Here is an 18,153-nt window from a genome sequence, read left to right on the forward strand (position 1 = left end):
TGTCCGCATCGTCAGAAGTGTTTAAAATACAGGGTAGGGCCGGCGGGTGCAGCTGCGCGAGCGGATCCCGCTGTCTTTCCTGAGGACCGGCGGTGGGGATATCCGGTTAAGCGGCTGTTGAGGGCTTTGGGAGCATTCCACCCTCATGACGCGAGCATCGTCCCGAAAGGTGGCATCCGGCTATTGGAATGAGACCATGCCGGGCGCGCCGTCCCGCACCGGATTCCCGGGGCCGGGCTCCGGGCTGAGGCTTCGGTGTGCGCTGCTCGTGATCGGCGCCACCCTGGGCGCCCAAGCCGCCGCCGCACAGACACGCGACCTCCCCCACGATCTCGATGCCCTCGAGCAGGCCTGGCACGGCTGCGTGCGCGAGGCCTATGCCCGGCAGGTGCCGAACCAGAGCCGGGCCGGCGCGCAGCGCAACGTGCTCGACGAGTGCCGCGAGCACGAGGACACCCTGGTCGCGGCTACGATGACGCTGCGTGAGCGCGAGGACGAAGCCGCCCGCCGCGCCGGTCTTCCCCTGACGATCCGGGCCGGCGCCTGGGCGGCCTCCGTCGCCGCCTACGTCGTCGATCCGGTCGCGTCCTGGCTGCAGGGGCGCCAGCGCTGACGCTCGTCCCGGCCCGATCCTCCGACCGACCTCCCGCCTCCCCTGCCCGGCGCGACCACCGGGATTTGCCCGTTTTGCCCGTGTGGCGCGGGAAGTTTGAGACGCTGGGTCAATGCAAAGACTACGCAGGCCCCTACCCCATCGAAACGGACGGGCTTACGTCCATCATCGGATGGATGGCGGAAGTCTTCATGAGACTGAAATATCAACGCTACGGACGTGCCTTGCGGGCACGGCACGAAGTCTGGATCCATCGGCGCTCACCTCGGACGGCCGCGTTCATCAGACAGGCGCGGCAGAAGGACAAGGCGGCACCCCAGGCGATGAGGTCGCTCGGCGTTCCGGGGGCCAATGACAATGTCGCCGGCCCCGAGTCCGGTCAGATCGGAACGGAGCGATTGTCGCGGTCCTCGTCCTGACACGTCCCTCCGCGAGCCGGGCCGCTCCGAGCACCGTGGCGGCCAGCCCCCGCGGCGTATGCGCAACGTCCCCATCCGCGATCCCGTAGGAATCGGCCGGATTTGGCGTGAATCGGATCACCGAACCGAAATCTTCACGATGGGCCCGCCCGGCGAAACCGGTGCGGGCCCTTTGCGTTCGGCGCCGGTCGCACGCCCCTGAGCCATGGGCATCTGTAAGGGCCGTATCGGCCAGCCCGCGCGGCATTTCAGCGAAACCCAAATCCGCCCTCCCGAAGGCATCGGCCCGAAACGGTCTCACCGCTCCGGAGCGGCCGACCCGTCAAGCCTGAGCCCATCGCAAGCCGGATCGCCTCATCTTGCCTAAAGCTTTTGGCTCAACTAGCCAGGACGCGGAATTGCGCACAGACGGGCGAAGCTCAGTCTGGAATCGTAATAGATAAAAGAAGAAGATCTTTCCTGAGACATGAGTGAATCGTCCCGGCAAAGCCTCATGGTTGATGATCTGAGCCAGGGAGCCGCGCCGGAGGCCGGTCCCCCCGAGGCAGTAGTGAGCTCCGCCGCCCTGATGAAAGGTCAGCGCGAGATCGTCATCGTCCATGCCGGCCTGCGCTACCGCCTGCGCATCACCGCCAACGACAAGCTGATCCTCACCAAATGAGCGCTGCCGCCTCATCCCCGCCCCTGTCGCGCCGGGCCGTGCTCGGGACGCTGCTCGGCTTCGGCTTCGGTTTCGGCTTGGCTGCCGATCCGGCGCGGGCGGCCGCGTCGGCGATGCGGATCGCCTCCCTCGGTGGCGCCGTCACCGAGATCCTGTGGCGCCTCGGTGCCGGTTCGCGGATCGCCATCGTCGACACCACCAGCGTCTACCCGGCCGAGGTGCTGCGGGAGAAGCCGAATGCGGGCTATCTGCGGGCGCTCTCGGCCGAGGGGCTGCTCTCGGCCGGGCCCGACCTCGTCATCGCCGCCGAGGGGGCCGGACCGGCGGCGGTGCTGACGCAGATCCGCGAGGCCGGCATCCCCGTCGTGCTCGTCCACGAGCCGCCGACCGTTGAGGGCGTGTTGGAGAAGATCCGGGCGGTCGGGCACGCGGCCGGGCTCGACGCGCCGGCCGAGACCCTGCACCGGACGGTCGAGGCCGCCTTCGCCGCCCTCGCCGGGCGGCGCGCCCGCATCGCCCGGCCGGCCCGCGCCCTGGTGGTGCTGTCGCTCGCCAACGGGCGGGTCATGGCCGGCGGCCGGGAGAGCACGGCGGACGGAATCCTCGCGCTGGCCGGGCTGCGCAACGCCGCCGAGGGGCTCACCGGCTTCAAGCCGATCACCGACGAGGCGATCGTGGCCGCTGCCCCCGAGACGGTGGTGGTGATGTCGAACGAGGGCCACGCCCTGAGCCCGGACACCGTGTTCGCACCCGGTACCGCCCTGTCGCAGACGCCCGCCGCCGCCAAGCGCTCGCTCGTCGCCATGGACGGTCTCGCCCTGCTCGGCTTCGGGCCGCGCACGCCTGAGACGGCCGAGGCGCTGATGCGCGCGGTCTATCCGGATCTGACGGGTGAGTGAGGCTCGCCGGAGGGGCGTCGCAGTCTTCGCCGGCCTTGCCCTGCTCCTGGCCGCGATCCTCCTGCTGTCGCTGGGATCCGGCGCCGTCCGCATCCCGCCGGGCCGCGTCCTCGACATCCTGCTGCAGGGCGGCGCATCGGGAGCCGGTGACCCGACCTTCGCCCGGGACGCCCTCGTCGTCCTGAACATCCGCCTGCCCCGGACCCTGCTCGGCCTGATGGTCGGGGCCGGGCTCGCGGTGTCGGGCGCCCTGATGCAGGGGCTGTTCCGCAATCCCCTCGCCGACCCGGCCCTGGTCGGCGTCTCCGCCGGGGCGGGGCTCGCGGCGGCCACGGTGATCGTCCTCGGCGACCGGCTCCTCGCCGCCGTGAACCTGCCGGGGTCGCTGCCCTATACGGCGCTGCCCGTGGCGGCCTTCTCGGGCGGGCTCGCCACGACCTACGGCCTCTATCGGGTGGCGACCCGGGCCGGGCGGATCTCGGTGGCGACGATGCTGCTCGCGGGGCTCGCCGCCGCAGCCCTGGCCGGGGCGCTCACCGGCCTTCTGGTCTATGCCAGCGACGACCGGCAATTGCGCGACCTGACCTTCTGGTCGCTCGGCAGCCTCTCCGGCGCCACCTGGACCAAGGTGATGACGAGCGCCCCCGCGATCCTGCCGGTCCTGGTCACGGTGCCGTTCCTCGGGCGGGGGCTCAACGCCCTGGTTCTCGGCGAGGCGGAGGCCTTCCATCTCGGCGTCCCGGTGGAGCGGTTGAAGCGCGTGGCGATCCTGCTCGTGGCGGTGGCGGTCGGGGCCGGCGTGGCGGCGGCGGGGGTGATCGGCTTCGTCGGACTCGTGGTCCCGCACGGATTGCGCCTCCTGATCGGCCCGGAGCATCGCCGCCTGCTGCCGGCCTGCGCCCTGCTCGGAGGGGCGCTGCTGGTCCTGGCGGATGTCGTCGCCCGTCTCGTCGTGGCGCCGGCGGAACTGCCGATCGGCATCGTCACCGCCATCGTCGGCGCGCCCGTCTTCCTCTGGCTGCTGCTCGGGCGGAGCGCCCTGGCCGATGTCTGATCTGCTCCGCGCCGAGGATCTCGCCTACGCCGTGGCCGGCCGCGTCCTCGTCGAGGACATCGCGCTCACGGCCGAGCCGGGCCGGATCCAGATCGTCGTCGGGCCGAACGGGGCCGGGAAATCGACCCTGCTGCGGCTCCTGAGCGGTGAGCTGGCGCCGACGAGCGGCCGCGTCACCTATGCCGGGGAGCCGGCCGCGGCGATCCCGCCCTGGCGGCTCGCGGCGATGCGGGCGGTGATGCCGCAAGCCCTTCGGCTGGCCTTCCCCTTCTCGGCGGCGGAGGTGGCGCGGATCGGCCTCGACGGCATCGGCCGCGGTCTCGACCGGCGCGCCCGCGACGCCATCCTGACGGAGGCCCTGCACCGCGCCGATGTCAGCCACCTCGCGCGGCGGTCCTATCCGACGCTGTCGGGGGGCGAGCAGGCGCGGGTCCAGTTCGCCCGCGCCCTGTGCCAGCTCGCCGCCGGCCGCACCCTGGCCCGGCAGCAGGTGCTGTTCCTCGACGAGCCGACGGCGAGCCTCGATCTGCGCCACCAGACGGCGCTCCTCGATGTCGCGGCGGATCTCGCCGGGGCCGGCACCGCCGTGATCGCGATCCTGCACGACCTCAACCTTGCCGCGGCCTATGCCGACGAGCTGATCGCGCTGCAGGCCGGCCGGATCGTCGCGCGGGGGCGGCCGGAGACGGTGCTGCGCGACGACCTCGTCGCCCGCGTGTTCGGCGTGCCCTGGTGCGTCGGCGAGGTGCCGGAGGCGGGACGCCCCTTCCTCTTGCCGCGCAGAGGTGTCGCCGTCAGGCAACAGGGATGAGGCGGATTCCTCAAAGCTGGAATTCTTTCAAGTTGCTGCGATGATAGTTGCAAATCGCTCCAGATCGAAGGTTTTCACGTTGCGTTGACTTGGGCTCCTGCGCCGACCCAGAGCGGGCCCCGTGCAAGCCAGCCATCCGCCAGCCAGCCGCTCCTCCCTGTCTGGTCCGGATGTCCCCATGCTGCCCCCGTCCCTTCGTGTCGCCCTCGCGGTCGGAACCTCGCTGGCCTCCCTCACGGCCGCGCAGGCCCAGCCGGTCGGCGCGCAGCCCGGCCTGCCGCAGGTGGCGAGCACCGCCACCCCCGCCGAAGAGGTGAGCCTCGACACCCTCTCCGTCACCGCGACCAAGACGGAGGGAACGGCCATCGACGCGCTGGCCGGCAGCAGCGTTGTTACCCGCGAGCAGATCGACCGCCTTCAGCCGAGCCGGCTCTCCGAGGTGCTGCGCGACGTGCCCGGCGTGACCACGCAGGAGAACCCGAACGATCCGGCCCAGGCCATCAACATCCGCGGCTTGCAGGATTTCGGCCGGGTCAATGTGCTGATCGACGGCGCCCGCCAGGATTTCCAGACCTCGGGCCACAGCGCCAACGGCGTGTTCTACCTCGATCCCGAACTCGTCGGCGGCATCGACATCACCCGGGGGGCGACCGCCACGATCTACGGCTCCGGCGCCATCGGCGGCGTCGTCGCCTTCCGCACCCGCTCCATCGACGACATTCTCGCCCCCGACGAGACCGCCGGCGTGGTGCAGAAGCAGGGCTTCGGCACCAACGGCCAGCGCTTCTTCAACTCGACCGCTCTGGGCGCGCGCATCGGCACGGCGGCGGACGTGTTCGGGCAATTCGTGTTCCGCAACAACGGCGCCTATCGCGACGGGCTCGGCACCCTCGTGCGCGACACCGGCAACGAGCTGACCTCGGGGCTCACCAAGATCAACATCCGCCCCGCCGACGGCCATGAGATCAGCGGCACGGCCCTGCTCCAGCGCTTCGATTTCGCCAATGCCGGCACCGGCAACACCGGTGCGCGCTTCGCCAACGCGGTGCAGGCCGACACCTACACCCTCGGCTACCGCTTCGCCCGGCCCGACGTGCCGCTGCTCGATGTCAGCATCCGCGGCTACCACACCACGACGCACAACGACCTGACCTTCCTGCAGGATTCGCCGAGCGGGGTTTACGGCACCCTCGGTGCGCGGGCCGGGAGCCGGATCACCTACGATCTCGAGACCACCGGCTTCGACGTCCACAACACCGCCCGCTTCGACACCTGGGCGCTGAGCCACGCCCTCACCGTGGGCGGCGATTACGTCGGCAACCACGTCCGCACCACCGACAATGCCGGCGGCTTCGGCGCGGCCTTCACCCCGTCGGGCGAGCGCAGCCTCGCCGGCGCCTTCGTGCAGGACGAGATCCGCTACGCATCCTGGCTGCGGGTGATCGGCGCCCTGCGCTACGACCACTACGACCTCTCCGGGGGCGTGTATCGGTCGAGCGGCGACCGTGTCTCTCCCAAGTTCACCGTCGGCGTCTCGCCTCTGCCCGGCCTGGAGCTCTACGGCACCTATGCCGAGGGCTATCGCGCCCCTTCGATCACCGAGACGCTGGTGCAGGGCATCCACCCGTTCCCCGCCTTCAACATCCGGCCGAACCCGGCTTTGCGCCCGGAGACCGCCCATACCGTCGAGGGCGGCGTCAACCTGAAGTACAATGACGTGCTGATGGCCGGCGACGTGTTCCGGGCCAAACTCAATGTCTTCCACAACACGGTAGACGACTTCATCGGGATCCAGTCGGTCGGGCCGGACTATTTCGTGCCGGCGATCGCCGGCATTCCCGCCTCGATCTGCGCCAGCATTCCCGGGCGCTTCCCCTGCGTGATCCCGGTGCGCGATTACCAGTATCTCAACATCGCCCGGGCCGAGCTGAACGGCGTGGAGCTCGAAGGGGCCTACGATTGGGGCGGCGGCTTCGTCACGCTGGCGGCCACCCATACCGATGGGCGCGACCGGGCGACGGGCGAAACCCTGGTCAGCGTGCCGCCGAACCGGCTCAGCACGACGCTGGGCCTGCGCTTCCTCGGCGGCGACCTCACCGTGGCGAGCCGCCTCACCTTCGTGGAGGCCCGCACCGACCTGCCGTCCGGCTCCACCATCCTCGCCACCAAGGCCTATGGCCTCGTCGACTTCTTCGCGTCCTACATCGTCAACGATCGGGTCCGGGCCGATTTCATCGTGCAGAACGCCTTCGACAAGCGCTACACCCAGTACCTCAATGCCCTGCCGAATCCTGGCCTCACGGCGAAGGCGGCGATCAGCATCAAGTTCGCGACCCGGTAGCGGATCCCCAGGCGCCCGGCCTCGTCCGGGCGCCTCGGCGCGGGTGCTCAAGCAGCGGGGCGTATGCTTGCCCTCGCCGCTGCGCCGGGGCGAGCGGACTCGGCGGTCGATCTCGACGAATCGGGCCGGGCCATGCGGATGCCGGCCTGAACTCTCACCGTGAGAGGGACGGCAAACCTTCAACTGAAAGCGGATCGAGGGCCACTTGCGTATCTTTCATGCGTCAGGTGCATGAGAGTGGCCTCTGGTGATGGTCCGATAGCGCCCGCTCCGCGCAAGCCTCTGGAAGGCCTCGCTGTTCTGAGCCGGCGTACAGCTCAGTGCAACCTGAGGGGCGGTTTCGACCGGTGTCCGACGCCGGCCTCGGCTGTGAAATGCGCGACGAGTGGCGTTGAGCGCATGGCAGGCCACCGGAGGCGAAGCTTAGTCGCCTTCTTTTTGGCCAAATCGCACACAAATCGGTTGCGCACAATTTGTGCTCGACATCCTCAGACGGACATGAACGCGAAGCCCTCCCAACTCGTCTCCGGTCTCGGCTTCGTTGCCCTGTCCTTCGCCCTGTGGGGGGCGGCCTGCGCCCTGTCGGGGCGGATCATTTGGTGCTGAAGGCGGCCTCCGCCCGCCGCGTCGCCGCATAGGCGCCGAGGAGGAAGCCGCCCTGCAGGGCCGAGAGATACGCGAACAGCATCAGGATATCGGCTGCACCGACCGTCCGGAGGTAGAGTCGCGTCGAGACCCAGGCGATCAGCACGATCAGGCTGGCGGCGGTCACGGCGCCGAGCCGGAGATACGATCCGACGCCGAAACCCGCGAGGATCAGAAGACACAGGGTGAGCATGACATGCTTTCTCGGCGAGGAGAGCCGTCCTGTTTCGCCATCGCGATGAGCCCGGATCTTGCGGGCTTCGCAACCTGTTGTCGGACCATCCTACAGGAAAGTGCCTGCGAGGGCTGCGCTGTCAAAGACGTGGTTTGGGAAAACAGCTCATCGGATTCGGCAAAAGTCGTTTAACGACTGTGGGTGTCGCGGCAGAATCTGTCGATATTCATTCCGGATCATCGATTGATCTGTGTTGTCGAAATTCGGTCCGTCTTCCGTCGGACTGTCGTCAAAACATTGCCTCCCCGACGATGCCCTCTTCCCGACCGGTCCGATACTCGGGAAAGCAGGCCGATACAGCCTCCAACTGAGACGGCCTCCGTTTGATCGGAGCGGGTTCCGTCTCAGCCAGCCCACGCGGCGTTCGAGCGAAGCCCCAATCCGCCATCCCGAAGGGATCAACCGGATTGGGTATGATCCGTCCCGTCACCACTCCTCTCGATCCGGTTCCAGCAAGCGATCCTACGCTCAGTTGTACCGGAACCGATGGAAGGCGGATAGCGCTTTCCCGGAACGATCGAAACATTTGCGCTGAGGCCGGTCAGCAAAATTCATTGCGCGCCATCGATTATGGCGCTTAAGTCATTGGACTTGTAATAGTTCTAGAACATATGTCTTGCATGATTCATTCTCCTATTGCCATACGCCCCCGAGGGTTTTGGTGCGTATCGCTTGGGCTTGCTTAGCCTAAGTTAAAAACATCTCGGGGATCATGTTCGAACATCGTGCTGTTCTTCTTCGTCCGTCTCAACGGACGGGGTGGGCCCTTCATCTGCTCGCATCGACGATCCTGTCGGGGGCGATGCTGGGCGGCTCCGCTCAGCCGGGCCGGGCGCAGGTCGCCTCCGAGGCCGCCGTCGAGTTGTCCGAACTCAGCGTCACCGGCGAGAGACGTGGCCCGACCCTGGGTGGGGCCTTGTACGGACCGGGCGGGGCGTCGGGCCCGGTTCCGGGCTACGTCGCCAGCCGCAGCACCGTGGCGACCAAGACCGATACGCCGATCCTGGAGACGGCCCAGTCGATCTCCGTCGTCGGCCGCGAGCAGATCGAGGACCAGAACGCGCTGACGGTGAACCAGGCCCTGCGCTACACGCCGGGCGCCTCGGTCGAGCAGCGCGGCAGCTCCGGCTCGACCCGGCTGGAGCAGTTCTTCATCCGCGGCTTCGCCGCCCCGACGTTCCTCGACGGCCTGCGCCTGCCCGGCAGCCGCGACGCCTACCCATCGGTCGATCCCTACAATCTCGAGCGCATCGACATCATCAAGGGCCCGGCCTCGGTCCTGTACGGGCAGGCCGGTCCCGGCGGCCTCGTCAACCTCGTGAGCAAGCTGCCGCAATTCGTGGCGCACCGCGAGGTCTTCATCCAGGGCGGCGGCTTCGACGAGGTCCGCGGCGGCGTCGATATCGGCGGTCCCGCCGGAGACGGCACCGGTGGTCTCGCCGACCAGTTCGCCTACCGTGTCGTCGCGTCCGGCCGCGTGGGCGACGGGCCGGTGAATTTCACCCACATCGAGCGCGCCTTCATCGCGCCGAGCGTCACTTGGCGCCCGGACGCCGATACCAGCCTCACGGTGCTCGCCCGCTACCAGCGCGATCCCTTCTCGGGCTATTACGGCGCCATCCCGGCCAAGGGCTCGGTGTTCCCGAGCAATTTCGGCATTCCCGGCGGCCGCCTCGGCTACCTGCCCACCAGCTTCTACGACGGGGACCGCAGCTACGAGCGCTCGGACCGCACCATCGGCTCGATCGGCTACATCTTCGATCACCGCTTCGACGACAGCGTCCGCTTCCACTCGTCCACCCGCTACCTGCACAGCGAGGGCGATTACCGCTCGGTCTACACCGCATTCCAGGGCAACGCTCCGTCCTGGGCCGGCCGCTTCCTGTCCCGCGGCTACGGCGGCACCCGCGTCGCCATCGACGCCTACACCACCGACAACAACCTCGAATTCCGCTTCGCCACCGGCATCTTCGATCACACCCTGCTGTTCGGCATCGATCACCAGACGATCCGCACCACCACCTTCGGCACGGGCTTTCCCAGCGCGCCGCAGCTGGACCTGCTCAACCCCAACAACAACCAGGGCCTGACGCCCCTGCCCTTCACCTCGTTCCAGGACATCGCCGCGAGCCAGACCGGCGCCTATGTCCAGGACCAGATCCGCTTCGACAACCTGATCCTGACGCTGGGCGGCCGCTTCGACCGGGCGCGGCAGGAGGGGCCGACCTACAGCCTGCCGACCGGCCGGCTCACCACCCTCCAGGATGCGCGTTCCGAGGCCTTCACCTACCGGGCGAGCCTGCTCTACCGCTCGGAACTCGGCGTCTCGCCCTATGTCAGCTATTCGGAGGCCTTCGAGCCCATCGTCAGCGGCGCGATCTACGACGGCGATCCGAACGGGCTCGGCCGCCTGCCCGATCCGCAGACGAGCCGGCAATACGAGGCGGGCGTGAAGTACCAGCCGCCCGGCACCGACATCCTGCTCTCGGCCGCCGCCTTCGACATCAAGCAGCAGAACCGGCTCCAGCCCGACCCGGTTAACGGCAACCGCTTCAGCATCCAGAACGGCGAGGTCGGGGTGCAGGGCGTCGAGTTCGAGGCGCGGGCGAACCTCGCCGAAGGCCTCAGGATCGTCGGCGGCTTCTCGCTGCTCGATGCGCGGGTGACGCGGGACACCACGACGACGCTCAACGAGCTGACCGGCCGGCAGGTGCCGCTCCTGGGCAAGACGCCCGTCCAGATCCCGGACGCGACCGCCTCGGTCTTCGTCGATTACCGCGTGCTCGAAGGCCCGCTGCGCGGCGTCGGGGTCGGCGGCGGCGTGCGCTGGATCAGCGCGCAATGGGGCGATCCGGCCAACACCTTCCGGGTGCCGGAGGCCTACCTGCTCGACGCGGTCGCGTCCTACGATTTCGGGCAGTTCGACCCGGCCTATGCCGGCCTCGATCTGCAGCTCAACATCCAGAACCTGCTGGACGAGCGCTACGTGACGAGCTGCTTCAACTACTCGGCCTGCTATTACGGCCTGCCGAGGACGGTCTTTGCAACGCTCCGTTACCGTTGGTAGGAGGCCGGCATGGCGTCTCCCGCGAGGATCACGCCCGCCGAGCGGGCATCGGTAGCCGGCCGCATCGTGCTGGCGGCGGGGGGCGGCTACGGCGTCGCCGCCCTCGCCACCGCGTTCCTGTCGCTGGTGCTGCCGCTGGCGCGCGCCGAGGCGGTGGCGGCCGCGACCCTGCTCAGCTTCGCCGTGATGGCCGGGATCGTCGTGCTGGTCTTCGCCCTGCGCACGCTCCTGCGGGCGACGGTCGCGGTCGCGGGGCTGGCCGGGCTCCTCGGTCTCGGACTCTGGCTGGCGATGCGGGGGCTTGCGCCATGAAGGGAAGCTTCCGGCAGTCCATGGCGTGGCTGCACACGTGGTCCGGTCTCATCGTCGGCTGGGTGCTGTTCGCGATCTTCGTCACCGGCACCGCGAGCTATTACCGGCCCGACATCACCCGATGGATGCGCCCCGAACTCACCCGGGCCGAGCCGATGGACGCCCCGGCCCTGGGGGCGGCGGCCGAGCGGGCGGTCGCCTATCTCCAGGAGCACGCGCCGCAGGCGCGGAGCTGGTTCATCGCCCTGCCGCAGCCCGACAAGCCGGTGCTCGACCTGTTCTGGCGCACCCGGCCGGGCGAGCCGCCGCGCCAGGCGATGCTCGATCCGCGCACCGGCGCCGAGGCCGCCGTGCGCGGGACGCGCGGCGGCGACTTCCTCTACCGCTTCCATTTCGAGCTGCACATGCCGCCGCTCTGGGGGCGCTGGATCGTCGGCATCTGCGCGATGATCATGCTGGTGGCGCTGATCTCCGGCATCGTCACCCATAAGCGGATCTTCGCCGACTTCTTCACCTTCCGCCGGGACAAGGCACCCCGGCGCAGCTGGCTCGACGCGCACAACGTCACCGGCGTGCTGGCGCTGCCGTTCCACCTGATGATCACCTATACCGGGATCATGACCCTGGCGCTGATGTACATGCCCTGGGGCGTGACCACCGCCTACAGGGGCGACAACCAAGCCTTCTTCGCCGAGGCCGGCTTGGTGACGACGCCGCGCCCGCCCGCCAACCGGCCCGCTGCCCTGACCCCGGTCGGGCCGATCGTCGAGCGCGCCCTCGCCACGATGCCGGAGACCCTGGAACGTCTCTCGGTGGTCAATCCGGGCGATGCCAACGCCACGGTGGTTGCCGTGTTCGAGGAGCCTCACGGCCTCTCGCACCAGCATCCCCAGATCGCCTTCGACGGCGTCAGCGGCGAGACGCTGGAAATCCTCGGCGGCGGGCTCAAGCCGGCGGCCAAGACCTTCACGGTGATGACCGGCCTGCACGAGGCGCATTTCGCCGGCACGGCGCTGCGGCTGCTGTTCTTCCTCTGCGGCCTGATGGGCTGCGCCATGGTCGCCACCGGCATCGTGCTCTGGTCGCTGGCGCGGCTGCCCAAGGCGAACGAGCGGGCCTTCTTCGGCCTGCGCCTCGTCCAGGCGCTGAACATCGGCAGCATCGCCGGCCTGCCGGCGGCGGTCGCCGTGTTCTTCCTCGCCAACCGTCTCCTGCCGGCGGATCTCGCCGGCCGCGCGGAGTGGGAGATTGACGCCTTCTTCGGCGCCTGGATCGTCGCGGCGCTGGTGCCCCTCGTCCGCCCGCAGCGCCGGGCTTGGTGCGAGGGATTGGCCGCCGTGTCGCTCCTCTGCCTCGCGGTCGTCGCGGCCGACATCCTGACGATCCCCGGTCATCCCCTGCGGCTGACGGGCGGCGGCGATCCGCTCTTCGCGTGGTTCGATGCGGCGATGTTGCTGCTCGCCGGCCTGTTCGCGCTCGCGGCCCGCAAGGTGCTGCGCTACGAGGCGCCCAGGAAGGAGAGCCAGAGGGAGCGGAGCGCGCGGCCGGAGCCGGCGGCATCGCCCGTATCCCCGACCCGCGCCCCGGTGCGGCAGACGGAGCCGACCCACGCATGACGCCCTCGATCCTCGCCGCCAATCTCGGACTGAGCTTCGCGGCTTTGGCCGCCCTCTGCCTCAGCCTGAACCGGCACCATGCCGAGGTCTTCGACCGGAAGGCCGAGCGGGCGGCGGTGCTGCGGCTGCGCGCCTTCGGCTGGGCCGCCATCGCCGCCTCCCTGGTCGTGGCCGGGATCGGGGAAGGCTGGGCGTTCGGCCCGGTGCAGTGGATCGGTGCGTTGACCGGGGCGGCTCTGGGGCTCGTGCTGCTCCTGTCCTACCGGCCGCGCTACGTCGCCCCGGCGGCGCTGGTGGCCCTCGGCGTCGCGGCCGTTCCCCTGTCCCTGGCCGCCCTCGCCGTCTCGCCCTGACTGGCCGAGGCTTCCCGCGATGGCTCCCTTGATGCCGAAACAGGCCCTCGCCCGCGCGGGCGCATTGCTGGCCGGACACGGCTTTCACGAGACCGCCCGCAACGAGCGCGGCGACAGCCTCTACTATGCGCGGGGCGACGGGCCCGAGCGCCTGCGCCTCTCGAACCATGCCCGTACCCCCAAACAGCGGCGCCTGCACCCGGAGGTCATGACGAGCCTCGTGATCCGCGCGCCCAAGACCGAGGCGCAGGTCGCCGCCATGGTCGAGGCCGCCCTGCGCGATTTCGCGGCCGGCCTCGCGCGCCTCGCCGACACGGGCGTGGCCCCCAAAGGCCCAGTCGGTTCGGGGGCGAAGGCGCGGTCCTGATTTCAGTATTGTGAATTGTCGATCCTGTGCAAGATTTCACGGCTGAGCCAAAGATCGACATTCAGCCTCTTCTTCAGGACATCGACGATCATCGGGTTGCCGGTATCGATTTTTTCCTCGAGCGTGTTGACGTTTGTCACGGGCAGCGAGATCGCGTCCGACTGAGGAAAAAAACGGCTTCTCACCATCTCGAGAGTTCTCTCCGGGCGCGACATGTGGCCCACGAATTCAAAGCGAGAGAGATTTTCCAGGATGTGATGTGTCAGATTGAGAGTGACGGGTTGCCATTCCTTCCACTCGGACCGGTGTTCGTTCAACAGATAGCGTGACTGCATGTTGTCGAAATAGATCAATCCCTTTGCGGGCAGATGCGTGAGAAAATGATCGAGGTGGCCGGGATCGGCGAAGTCGACGAGCTTCAATTCATCGACAAGACGGCGAGTGAACAGATCGAGCTGGCCGTAGTCGTTTCTGCGCTCGTCGAGGTTGTACCTCTTGATCCAGCACAGATGCGACGCCAATTGCTCGACCGGGTCGCGCATGATCGTGAAGCATCGATAGTTCGGATCGGATCCGACGATCTGCATCATGTCGTGGATGCGGATATGGCCGCCGACGAAATCGATCTCTCCGGTGGCCTCTCTCAAAGCTGCGATGTCCGGTAAAAATGTTTCCGCAAAGCCGAGCACTTTGTAGTGGGATGAAAACAAATCGTAGATCGAGCTTCCTGCGCATTTCGGCATGTGCATGAAGAATATTTTCTTTTCAGCCATGAGGTGTTTTGTCTGTATCGAATAGAGGCTGCGGAACAGTCGCTGACGATCTTCTGCGGCGGCTCGGCGCGCACGGCCCTATGGTATGTAAAGTTGCCTCTGAAAATAAATACCTGAGGTTTGATTTTTCCCGGAGCGCCGGTGTCGGGAGGATCCGGTCGCGGCGTCCCTGAACAGCCGGGTCACGGCCGTCGTCACAGGCCGGCCGTCGCGCCGCGCAGGCGGCGGCGGTCGCCGGGAAGCTCGAACACGCCCGCCCAGAGACCGAGGCGGCGGCCCCAGGCCCGCTGGTCCTCGGCCAGATAGGTGGCGCTGCCGCGGTCCGCGACGGCGTAGCCGTTCCCGACCATCCAGGCGGCGAGGTCGTCCGCTCCGAGCCGGCACAGGGCGGTGGCGGTGCCGTCGGCCATGGTCGCGCGCGCTTCGCAGGCGACGGTCCCGCCGGCGATCCGCGCCGCCAGCGCCTCGGCCGCCACCCGGCCGCAGGCATAGCCACGCTCCCGCGCGTCGAAACAGGTCTGGTCGAGATCGGGAGCATCGATGCCGTGCAGCCGCAGGCGCTGTCCGCCGATGGCGAGGGTGGCGCCGTCGATCACCGTGGCGGCACCGCTCACCGTGCGGATAGCATCGGCGGCCCGGGCCGGGCCGGCCGGGGCGCTGGCCGCCAGCAGGGCCAGGGCGGGAACGAGGAGTGCGCCGAGCAGGCGCCGGGGGCCCGCACCGTCGGAATCCCGGTTGCCGGGAGCCGGCGGGCTGGCGATGGTGCCGACGAGACAGGCGCCGTAGATCAGGAGGATGGTGAGGGTGAGCGACATCGGGATCGGCCTCGCGAGAGGGGAGCGGGGGACGCCCGGGCCACGGCCGGTGCGTCGTCGATGCCGCCTTGTCGCCGAGCGCGCGCCGCGCCAGCCTGACGCCGCCTGTCAGCCTCCCGTCAGCCGGGATCGGTCAGGACTCCGTCTCGCCATGCCGCGCCTCACCATGTCCCTCCCCTTCGCCCGCCTCCTGCTCCTCCTCATCGCGACCCTGCCCCTCGGCACGGCGCCGGCGCGCGCCGACAGCGATAGCGAGCGGGCGCGGCAGGCGCTGGAGCGCGGCGAGATCCGCCCCCTCGACGCGGTGCTGGCCGCCGCCCGTGCGGCGGTGCCGGGGGACGTCGTGGCGCTCGACCTGAAGCGCGATGACGGGCATTGGCTCTACAAGCTGCGCATCCTCGGCCAGGACGGGCGGCGGCGCGACGTGAAGATCGACGCCAGTTCTCTCAAGCTGCTCGACGTGGACGACGATGATTGAGGCGGGCGAAGCCGGGATCCGGGAGGCGGTCGCGTGCGCATCCTCGTCGTAGAGGACGAGCCGCGCATCGCGGCCGACATCCGGGAGGGGCTGGAGCGGGCGGGCTATGTCGCGGAGATCGTCGCCGATGGCGAGGCGGCGTGGTTCCGGGCGGAGACCGAGACCTACGACGCCATGGTGCTCGACCTCGGATTGCCGCGCCTCGACGGCCTCGGCGTGCTGCGCCGCCTGCGCGCGGCCGATGTCGCCCTGCCGGTCCTGATCCTCACCGCCCGCGACGGTTGGCGCGAGCGGGTCGAGGGGATCGACGCGGGCGCCGACGACTACCTCGTCAAGCCGTTCCGAATGGAAGAATTGGTGGCGCGGCTGCGGGCGATCCTGCGCCGCACCGCCGGCCACGCCTCGCCCATCCTGCGGGCCGGGCCGGTCGAACTCGACACCCGCACCCGCACCGTCTCGGTCACGGGCCGCGAGATCGACCTGACCGCCCTCGAATACCGCCTGCTCGCCTTCCTGCTCCACCGCCAGGGGCAGGTCGTGCCGGCGGGCGAGCTGCTCGACCATCTCCACGGCAGCGACAGCGACCGGGAGGCCAACGCCCTGGAGGCCCTGCTCACCCGGCTGCGGCGCAAGCTCGGCCCCGGCATCATCGAGACCCGGCGCGGCCACGGCTACTGCGTGCCGGCCGAAGCCTCGTGATCGAAGCCTCGTGAAATCCGGCTCTCTCCGCCTGCGGCTCGGGCTCGCCGCCGCCGGGCTGATCGCCCTGGCCCTGGCCCTGGCGGGGATCGGGCTGACGCTGATCTTCGACCGGGTGCTCGACGCCCGCACCGTCGATGGCCTCGACCGCACCGCCAAGTTCATCGCAGGTCAGGTCACCCTGGCGCCGGATGGCAGCCTGAGCTTGCCCCGGGAGCCGGCGGATCCGCGCTACGCGGCGCCCTATGGCGGTCTCTATTGGCAGGTCGAGCAGGAGGAGGGCGGCGGCGCCCTGCGCTCGCGCTCGCTCTGGGACCGCAGCCTCGGCACGGTCCCCGACGCTCCCACGGAGCCGGCCTTCGGCGACCTGTCCGGGCCCGATGGCGGGCGGCTCATCGCCGTGACCCGCCGCGTCACCATTCCCGGCCATGGCGGGACGGTGCAGCTCGCCGTCACCGCCGCCGAGGACCGGCGCGACCTCGCCGAGAGCCGCGCCACCTTCCTGCGTCTGCTGGTGCCCTCGCTCCTCGCCCTGTTCGCGGCCCTGACGCTGGCCATGTCGCTGTTCGTCCGCCGGGCGCTCAGCCCGTTCCGGACCCTGCGTACCGACCTCGCCGCGATCCATGCCGGGACGCGGGCCCGGCTTCCTGAAACCTTTCCCGAGGAGGTGCGCCCGCTGGTGGCCGACCTCAACCGCCTGCTGGATGCCCAGGAACGGGATCTGGAGCGGGCGCGGACGGGCGCCGGAGACATGGCCCACGGCCTCAAGACCCCGCTCGCGGTGCTCGATGCCCTCTCCCGCCGCGTCGACGGCACCGACCCCGCCCTGGCGGCGGAGATCGCCGAGCAGGCCCAGGCCATGGGCCGGCAGGTGGAGCGGACACTCGCCCGGGCCCGGGCGGCCTCGGGCGGCCTGAGGCGCCGCGCCTGCCCCGTCGCCCCGGCGGCGGAGCGGATCGTCGGCGCCCTGAAGCGCCTGCCCGAGGGCGAGGCCCTGCGCTGGGAGATCGCGATCGCCGGCGGCCTCGGTTTTCCCGGCGATGAGGGCGATCTTACCGAGATCCTGGGCAACCTCCTCGACAATGCCCGCAAATGGGCCCACCGCCGCATCCGCGTCGCGGGTCGGGTCGAGGCCGCTCGGGGCCTTCTCGTTCTGGAGGATGACGGGCCCGGCATGAGCGAGGCGGCGATCGCCGGCATCGCCCGCGGCCGGCGCTGGGACGAGAGCCGCCCCGGCACCGGCTTCGGCATCGCCATCGCCCGCGATCTCGCCGAGGGGGCGGGAGCCCGGATGAGCTTCGGCCGGTCCGACCTCGGCGGATTGCGGGTCGAGCTGGACTGGCCCCTGCCGCCGGCCTGAAGACCGGTGCCGGTTCAGGCGGCGTGCCCGAGCGCCCCGAGGAGATCGGAGCGGCAATAGGGTTTGGGCAGGAAGCGGCCGGGGCCGGGCAGGTCGTGGGGGGAGGGCCGGAGCCGGCCCGAGGTGACGATCAGCCGGATATGCGGCCATCGCGCCTGCACCCGCGCCGCCAGGGTGAGGCCGTCCATCGAGCCCGGCAAGTCGATATCGGTGAACAGGATGGCGAAGGCCTGCGCCCGGCCCTCCAGGAGCCGCAGGGCGGCGTCGGCGTCGGGCGCCTCGACCACCGGCAGCCCGGCATCCTCCAGCATGTCCACGGCGACCATGCGCACGAAGCTCTCATCCTCCACCACGAGGATGTGAGACGGGACGTGAGGATCGGCGGTCTCGGGCGAGCGATGCATGGATGTGCGGACGAGTGAAGGTGAAACGGAACGCTCCATTTCAAGGCGTCGATCCGGATATGGTTTCAGCGTAGCGGTAGAAGAATTCGTGAAAAATCCGCAAGATATCGTTTCGCGGCGCGCCACGTGCCGGGCTCGGTGAGCGTATTGCCACCCTCAGGGCTTTCAATTACGGGAGCCCGGCAAACAGGGTGCCGGAGGCCCGCTATGCCGCTGCCCTCGACCCTTGCT

At 69.4% G+C, this 18,153-nt stretch carries 18 protein-coding genes; 14 read left to right on the forward strand and 4 right to left on the reverse strand.

All coding sequences use genetic code 11. From position 1 onward, the window contains the following. Window positions 1-196 precede the first annotated feature (196 nt). The 6 genes from MZTS_RS10930 to MZTS_RS10955 all read left to right on the forward strand — a co-directional run bounded on the left by MZTS_RS10930 (window position 197) and on the right by MZTS_RS10955 (window position 6,798). Window positions 197-613: a hypothetical protein gene (locus MZTS_RS10930; protein WP_192283859.1), complete on the forward strand. Its 417-nt coding sequence runs from the start codon at window positions 197-199 to the stop codon at window positions 611-613. A gap of 912 nt (window positions 614-1,525) precedes the next feature. After that, window positions 1,526-1,693, forward strand: coding sequence for a hemin uptake protein HemP (hemP, locus tag MZTS_RS10935; protein WP_210329233.1), 168 nt, complete (start codon window positions 1,526-1,528; stop codon window positions 1,691-1,693). Continuing rightward, window positions 1,690-2,592 carry a heme/hemin ABC transporter substrate-binding protein gene (locus MZTS_RS10940; RefSeq protein ID WP_192283861.1) on the forward strand — a complete coding sequence of 301 codons (903 nt, stop codon included), beginning with the start codon at window positions 1,690-1,692 and terminating at the stop codon, window positions 2,590-2,592. Before hemP ends, MZTS_RS10940 begins: the two co-directional genes overlap by 4 nt. After that, a complete protein-coding gene (locus MZTS_RS10945) occupies window positions 2,585-3,646 on the forward strand; it encodes an iron chelate uptake ABC transporter family permease subunit (RefSeq protein WP_009864664.1) in 1,062 nt (353 codons plus the stop codon). The genes MZTS_RS10940 and MZTS_RS10945 overlap by 8 nt, the downstream gene beginning before the upstream one ends. Further along, window positions 3,639-4,457 (forward strand): heme ABC transporter ATP-binding protein, encoded by an 819-nt coding sequence (locus tag MZTS_RS10950; RefSeq protein WP_192283862.1) that lies wholly within the window; start codon window positions 3,639-3,641, stop codon window positions 4,455-4,457. Before MZTS_RS10945 ends, MZTS_RS10950 begins: the two co-directional genes overlap by 8 nt. A gap of 178 nt (window positions 4,458-4,635) precedes the next feature. After that, entirely contained in the window at window positions 4,636-6,798 is a 2,163-nt protein-coding gene (locus MZTS_RS10955) for a TonB-dependent hemoglobin/transferrin/lactoferrin family receptor (protein ID WP_192283863.1), read from the forward strand. Window positions 6,799-7,390: 592 nt separating this feature from the next. Here MZTS_RS10955 and MZTS_RS10960 read toward each other — a convergent pair. Further along, entirely contained in the window at window positions 7,391-7,636 is a 246-nt protein-coding gene (locus tag MZTS_RS10960; RefSeq protein ID WP_009865259.1) for a hypothetical protein, read from the reverse strand. A gap of 754 nt (window positions 7,637-8,390) precedes the next feature. On the opposite strand from MZTS_RS10960, the gene MZTS_RS10965 reads away from it, so the two are divergent. The 5 genes from MZTS_RS10965 to MZTS_RS10985 are packed head-to-tail and all read left to right on the forward strand — an operon-like array spanning window position 8,391 to window position 13,393. Continuing rightward, window positions 8,391-10,745: a TonB-dependent siderophore receptor gene (locus tag MZTS_RS10965; RefSeq protein WP_192283864.1), complete on the forward strand. Its 2,355-nt coding sequence runs from the start codon at window positions 8,391-8,393 to the stop codon at window positions 10,743-10,745. A 9-nt stretch (window positions 10,746-10,754) separates the two neighbouring features. Continuing rightward, on the forward strand, window positions 10,755-11,057 hold the full coding sequence (locus tag MZTS_RS10970; protein WP_192283865.1) for an iron transporter: 303 nt from the start codon (window positions 10,755-10,757) through the stop codon (window positions 11,055-11,057). Then, on the forward strand, window positions 11,054-12,673 hold the full coding sequence (locus MZTS_RS10975) for a PepSY-associated TM helix domain-containing protein (RefSeq protein WP_192283866.1): 1,620 nt from the start codon (window positions 11,054-11,056) through the stop codon (window positions 12,671-12,673). The genes MZTS_RS10970 and MZTS_RS10975 overlap by 4 nt, the downstream gene beginning before the upstream one ends. Next, the gene (locus tag MZTS_RS10980) at window positions 12,670-13,026 is read left to right on the forward strand and encodes a DUF3325 domain-containing protein (RefSeq protein ID WP_192283867.1); all 357 of its coding nucleotides are present in this window, start codon (window positions 12,670-12,672) and stop codon (window positions 13,024-13,026) included. Before MZTS_RS10975 ends, MZTS_RS10980 begins: the two co-directional genes overlap by 4 nt. A gap of 19 nt (window positions 13,027-13,045) precedes the next feature. Beyond that, a complete protein-coding gene (locus MZTS_RS10985) occupies window positions 13,046-13,393 on the forward strand; it encodes a hypothetical protein (RefSeq protein ID WP_009865327.1) in 348 nt (115 codons plus the stop codon). A 2-nt stretch (window positions 13,394-13,395) separates the two neighbouring features. Here the strand turns inward: MZTS_RS10985 and MZTS_RS10990 are convergent, their stop codons facing one another. Both MZTS_RS10990 and MZTS_RS10995 read right to left on the reverse strand, forming a co-directional pair. Continuing rightward, window positions 13,396-14,166 carry a hypothetical protein gene (locus MZTS_RS10990; protein WP_192283868.1) on the reverse strand — a complete coding sequence of 257 codons (771 nt, stop codon included), beginning with the start codon at window positions 14,164-14,166 and terminating at the stop codon, window positions 13,396-13,398. Between the two features lie 194 nt (window positions 14,167-14,360). Further along, window positions 14,361-14,981: a thermonuclease family protein gene (locus tag MZTS_RS10995; RefSeq protein ID WP_192283869.1), complete on the reverse strand. Its 621-nt coding sequence runs from the start codon at window positions 14,979-14,981 to the stop codon at window positions 14,361-14,363. A gap of 151 nt (window positions 14,982-15,132) precedes the next feature. Here MZTS_RS10995 and MZTS_RS11000 point away from each other — a divergent pair, with 151 nt between their 5' ends. From MZTS_RS11000 to MZTS_RS11010, 3 genes are read left to right on the forward strand one after another with little or no spacing between them, the layout of a single operon-like run. Beyond that, window positions 15,133-15,459, forward strand: a complete 327-nt coding sequence (locus tag MZTS_RS11000) for a PepSY domain-containing protein (protein WP_378741703.1) — start codon at window positions 15,133-15,135, stop codon at window positions 15,457-15,459. Between the two features lie 33 nt (window positions 15,460-15,492). Next, on the forward strand, window positions 15,493-16,158 hold the full coding sequence (locus MZTS_RS11005) for a response regulator (RefSeq protein ID WP_192283870.1): 666 nt from the start codon (window positions 15,493-15,495) through the stop codon (window positions 16,156-16,158). Between the two features lie 10 nt (window positions 16,159-16,168). Further along, complete coding sequence (locus MZTS_RS11010; RefSeq protein ID WP_192283871.1) at window positions 16,169-17,518, forward strand: ATP-binding protein; 1,350 nt, start codon at window positions 16,169-16,171, stop codon at window positions 17,516-17,518. Window positions 17,519-17,532: 14 nt separating this feature from the next. Here the strand turns inward: MZTS_RS11010 and MZTS_RS11015 are convergent, their stop codons facing one another. Then, the gene (locus MZTS_RS11015; protein ID WP_192283872.1) at window positions 17,533-17,922 is read right to left on the reverse strand and encodes a response regulator; all 390 of its coding nucleotides are present in this window, start codon (window positions 17,920-17,922) and stop codon (window positions 17,533-17,535) included. Between the last annotated feature and the right edge of the window lie 231 nt (window positions 17,923-18,153).

The organism is Methylorubrum zatmanii (genome assembly GCF_014845115.1).
GTDB lineage: Bacteria > Pseudomonadota > Alphaproteobacteria > Rhizobiales > Beijerinckiaceae > Methylobacterium > Methylobacterium zatmanii.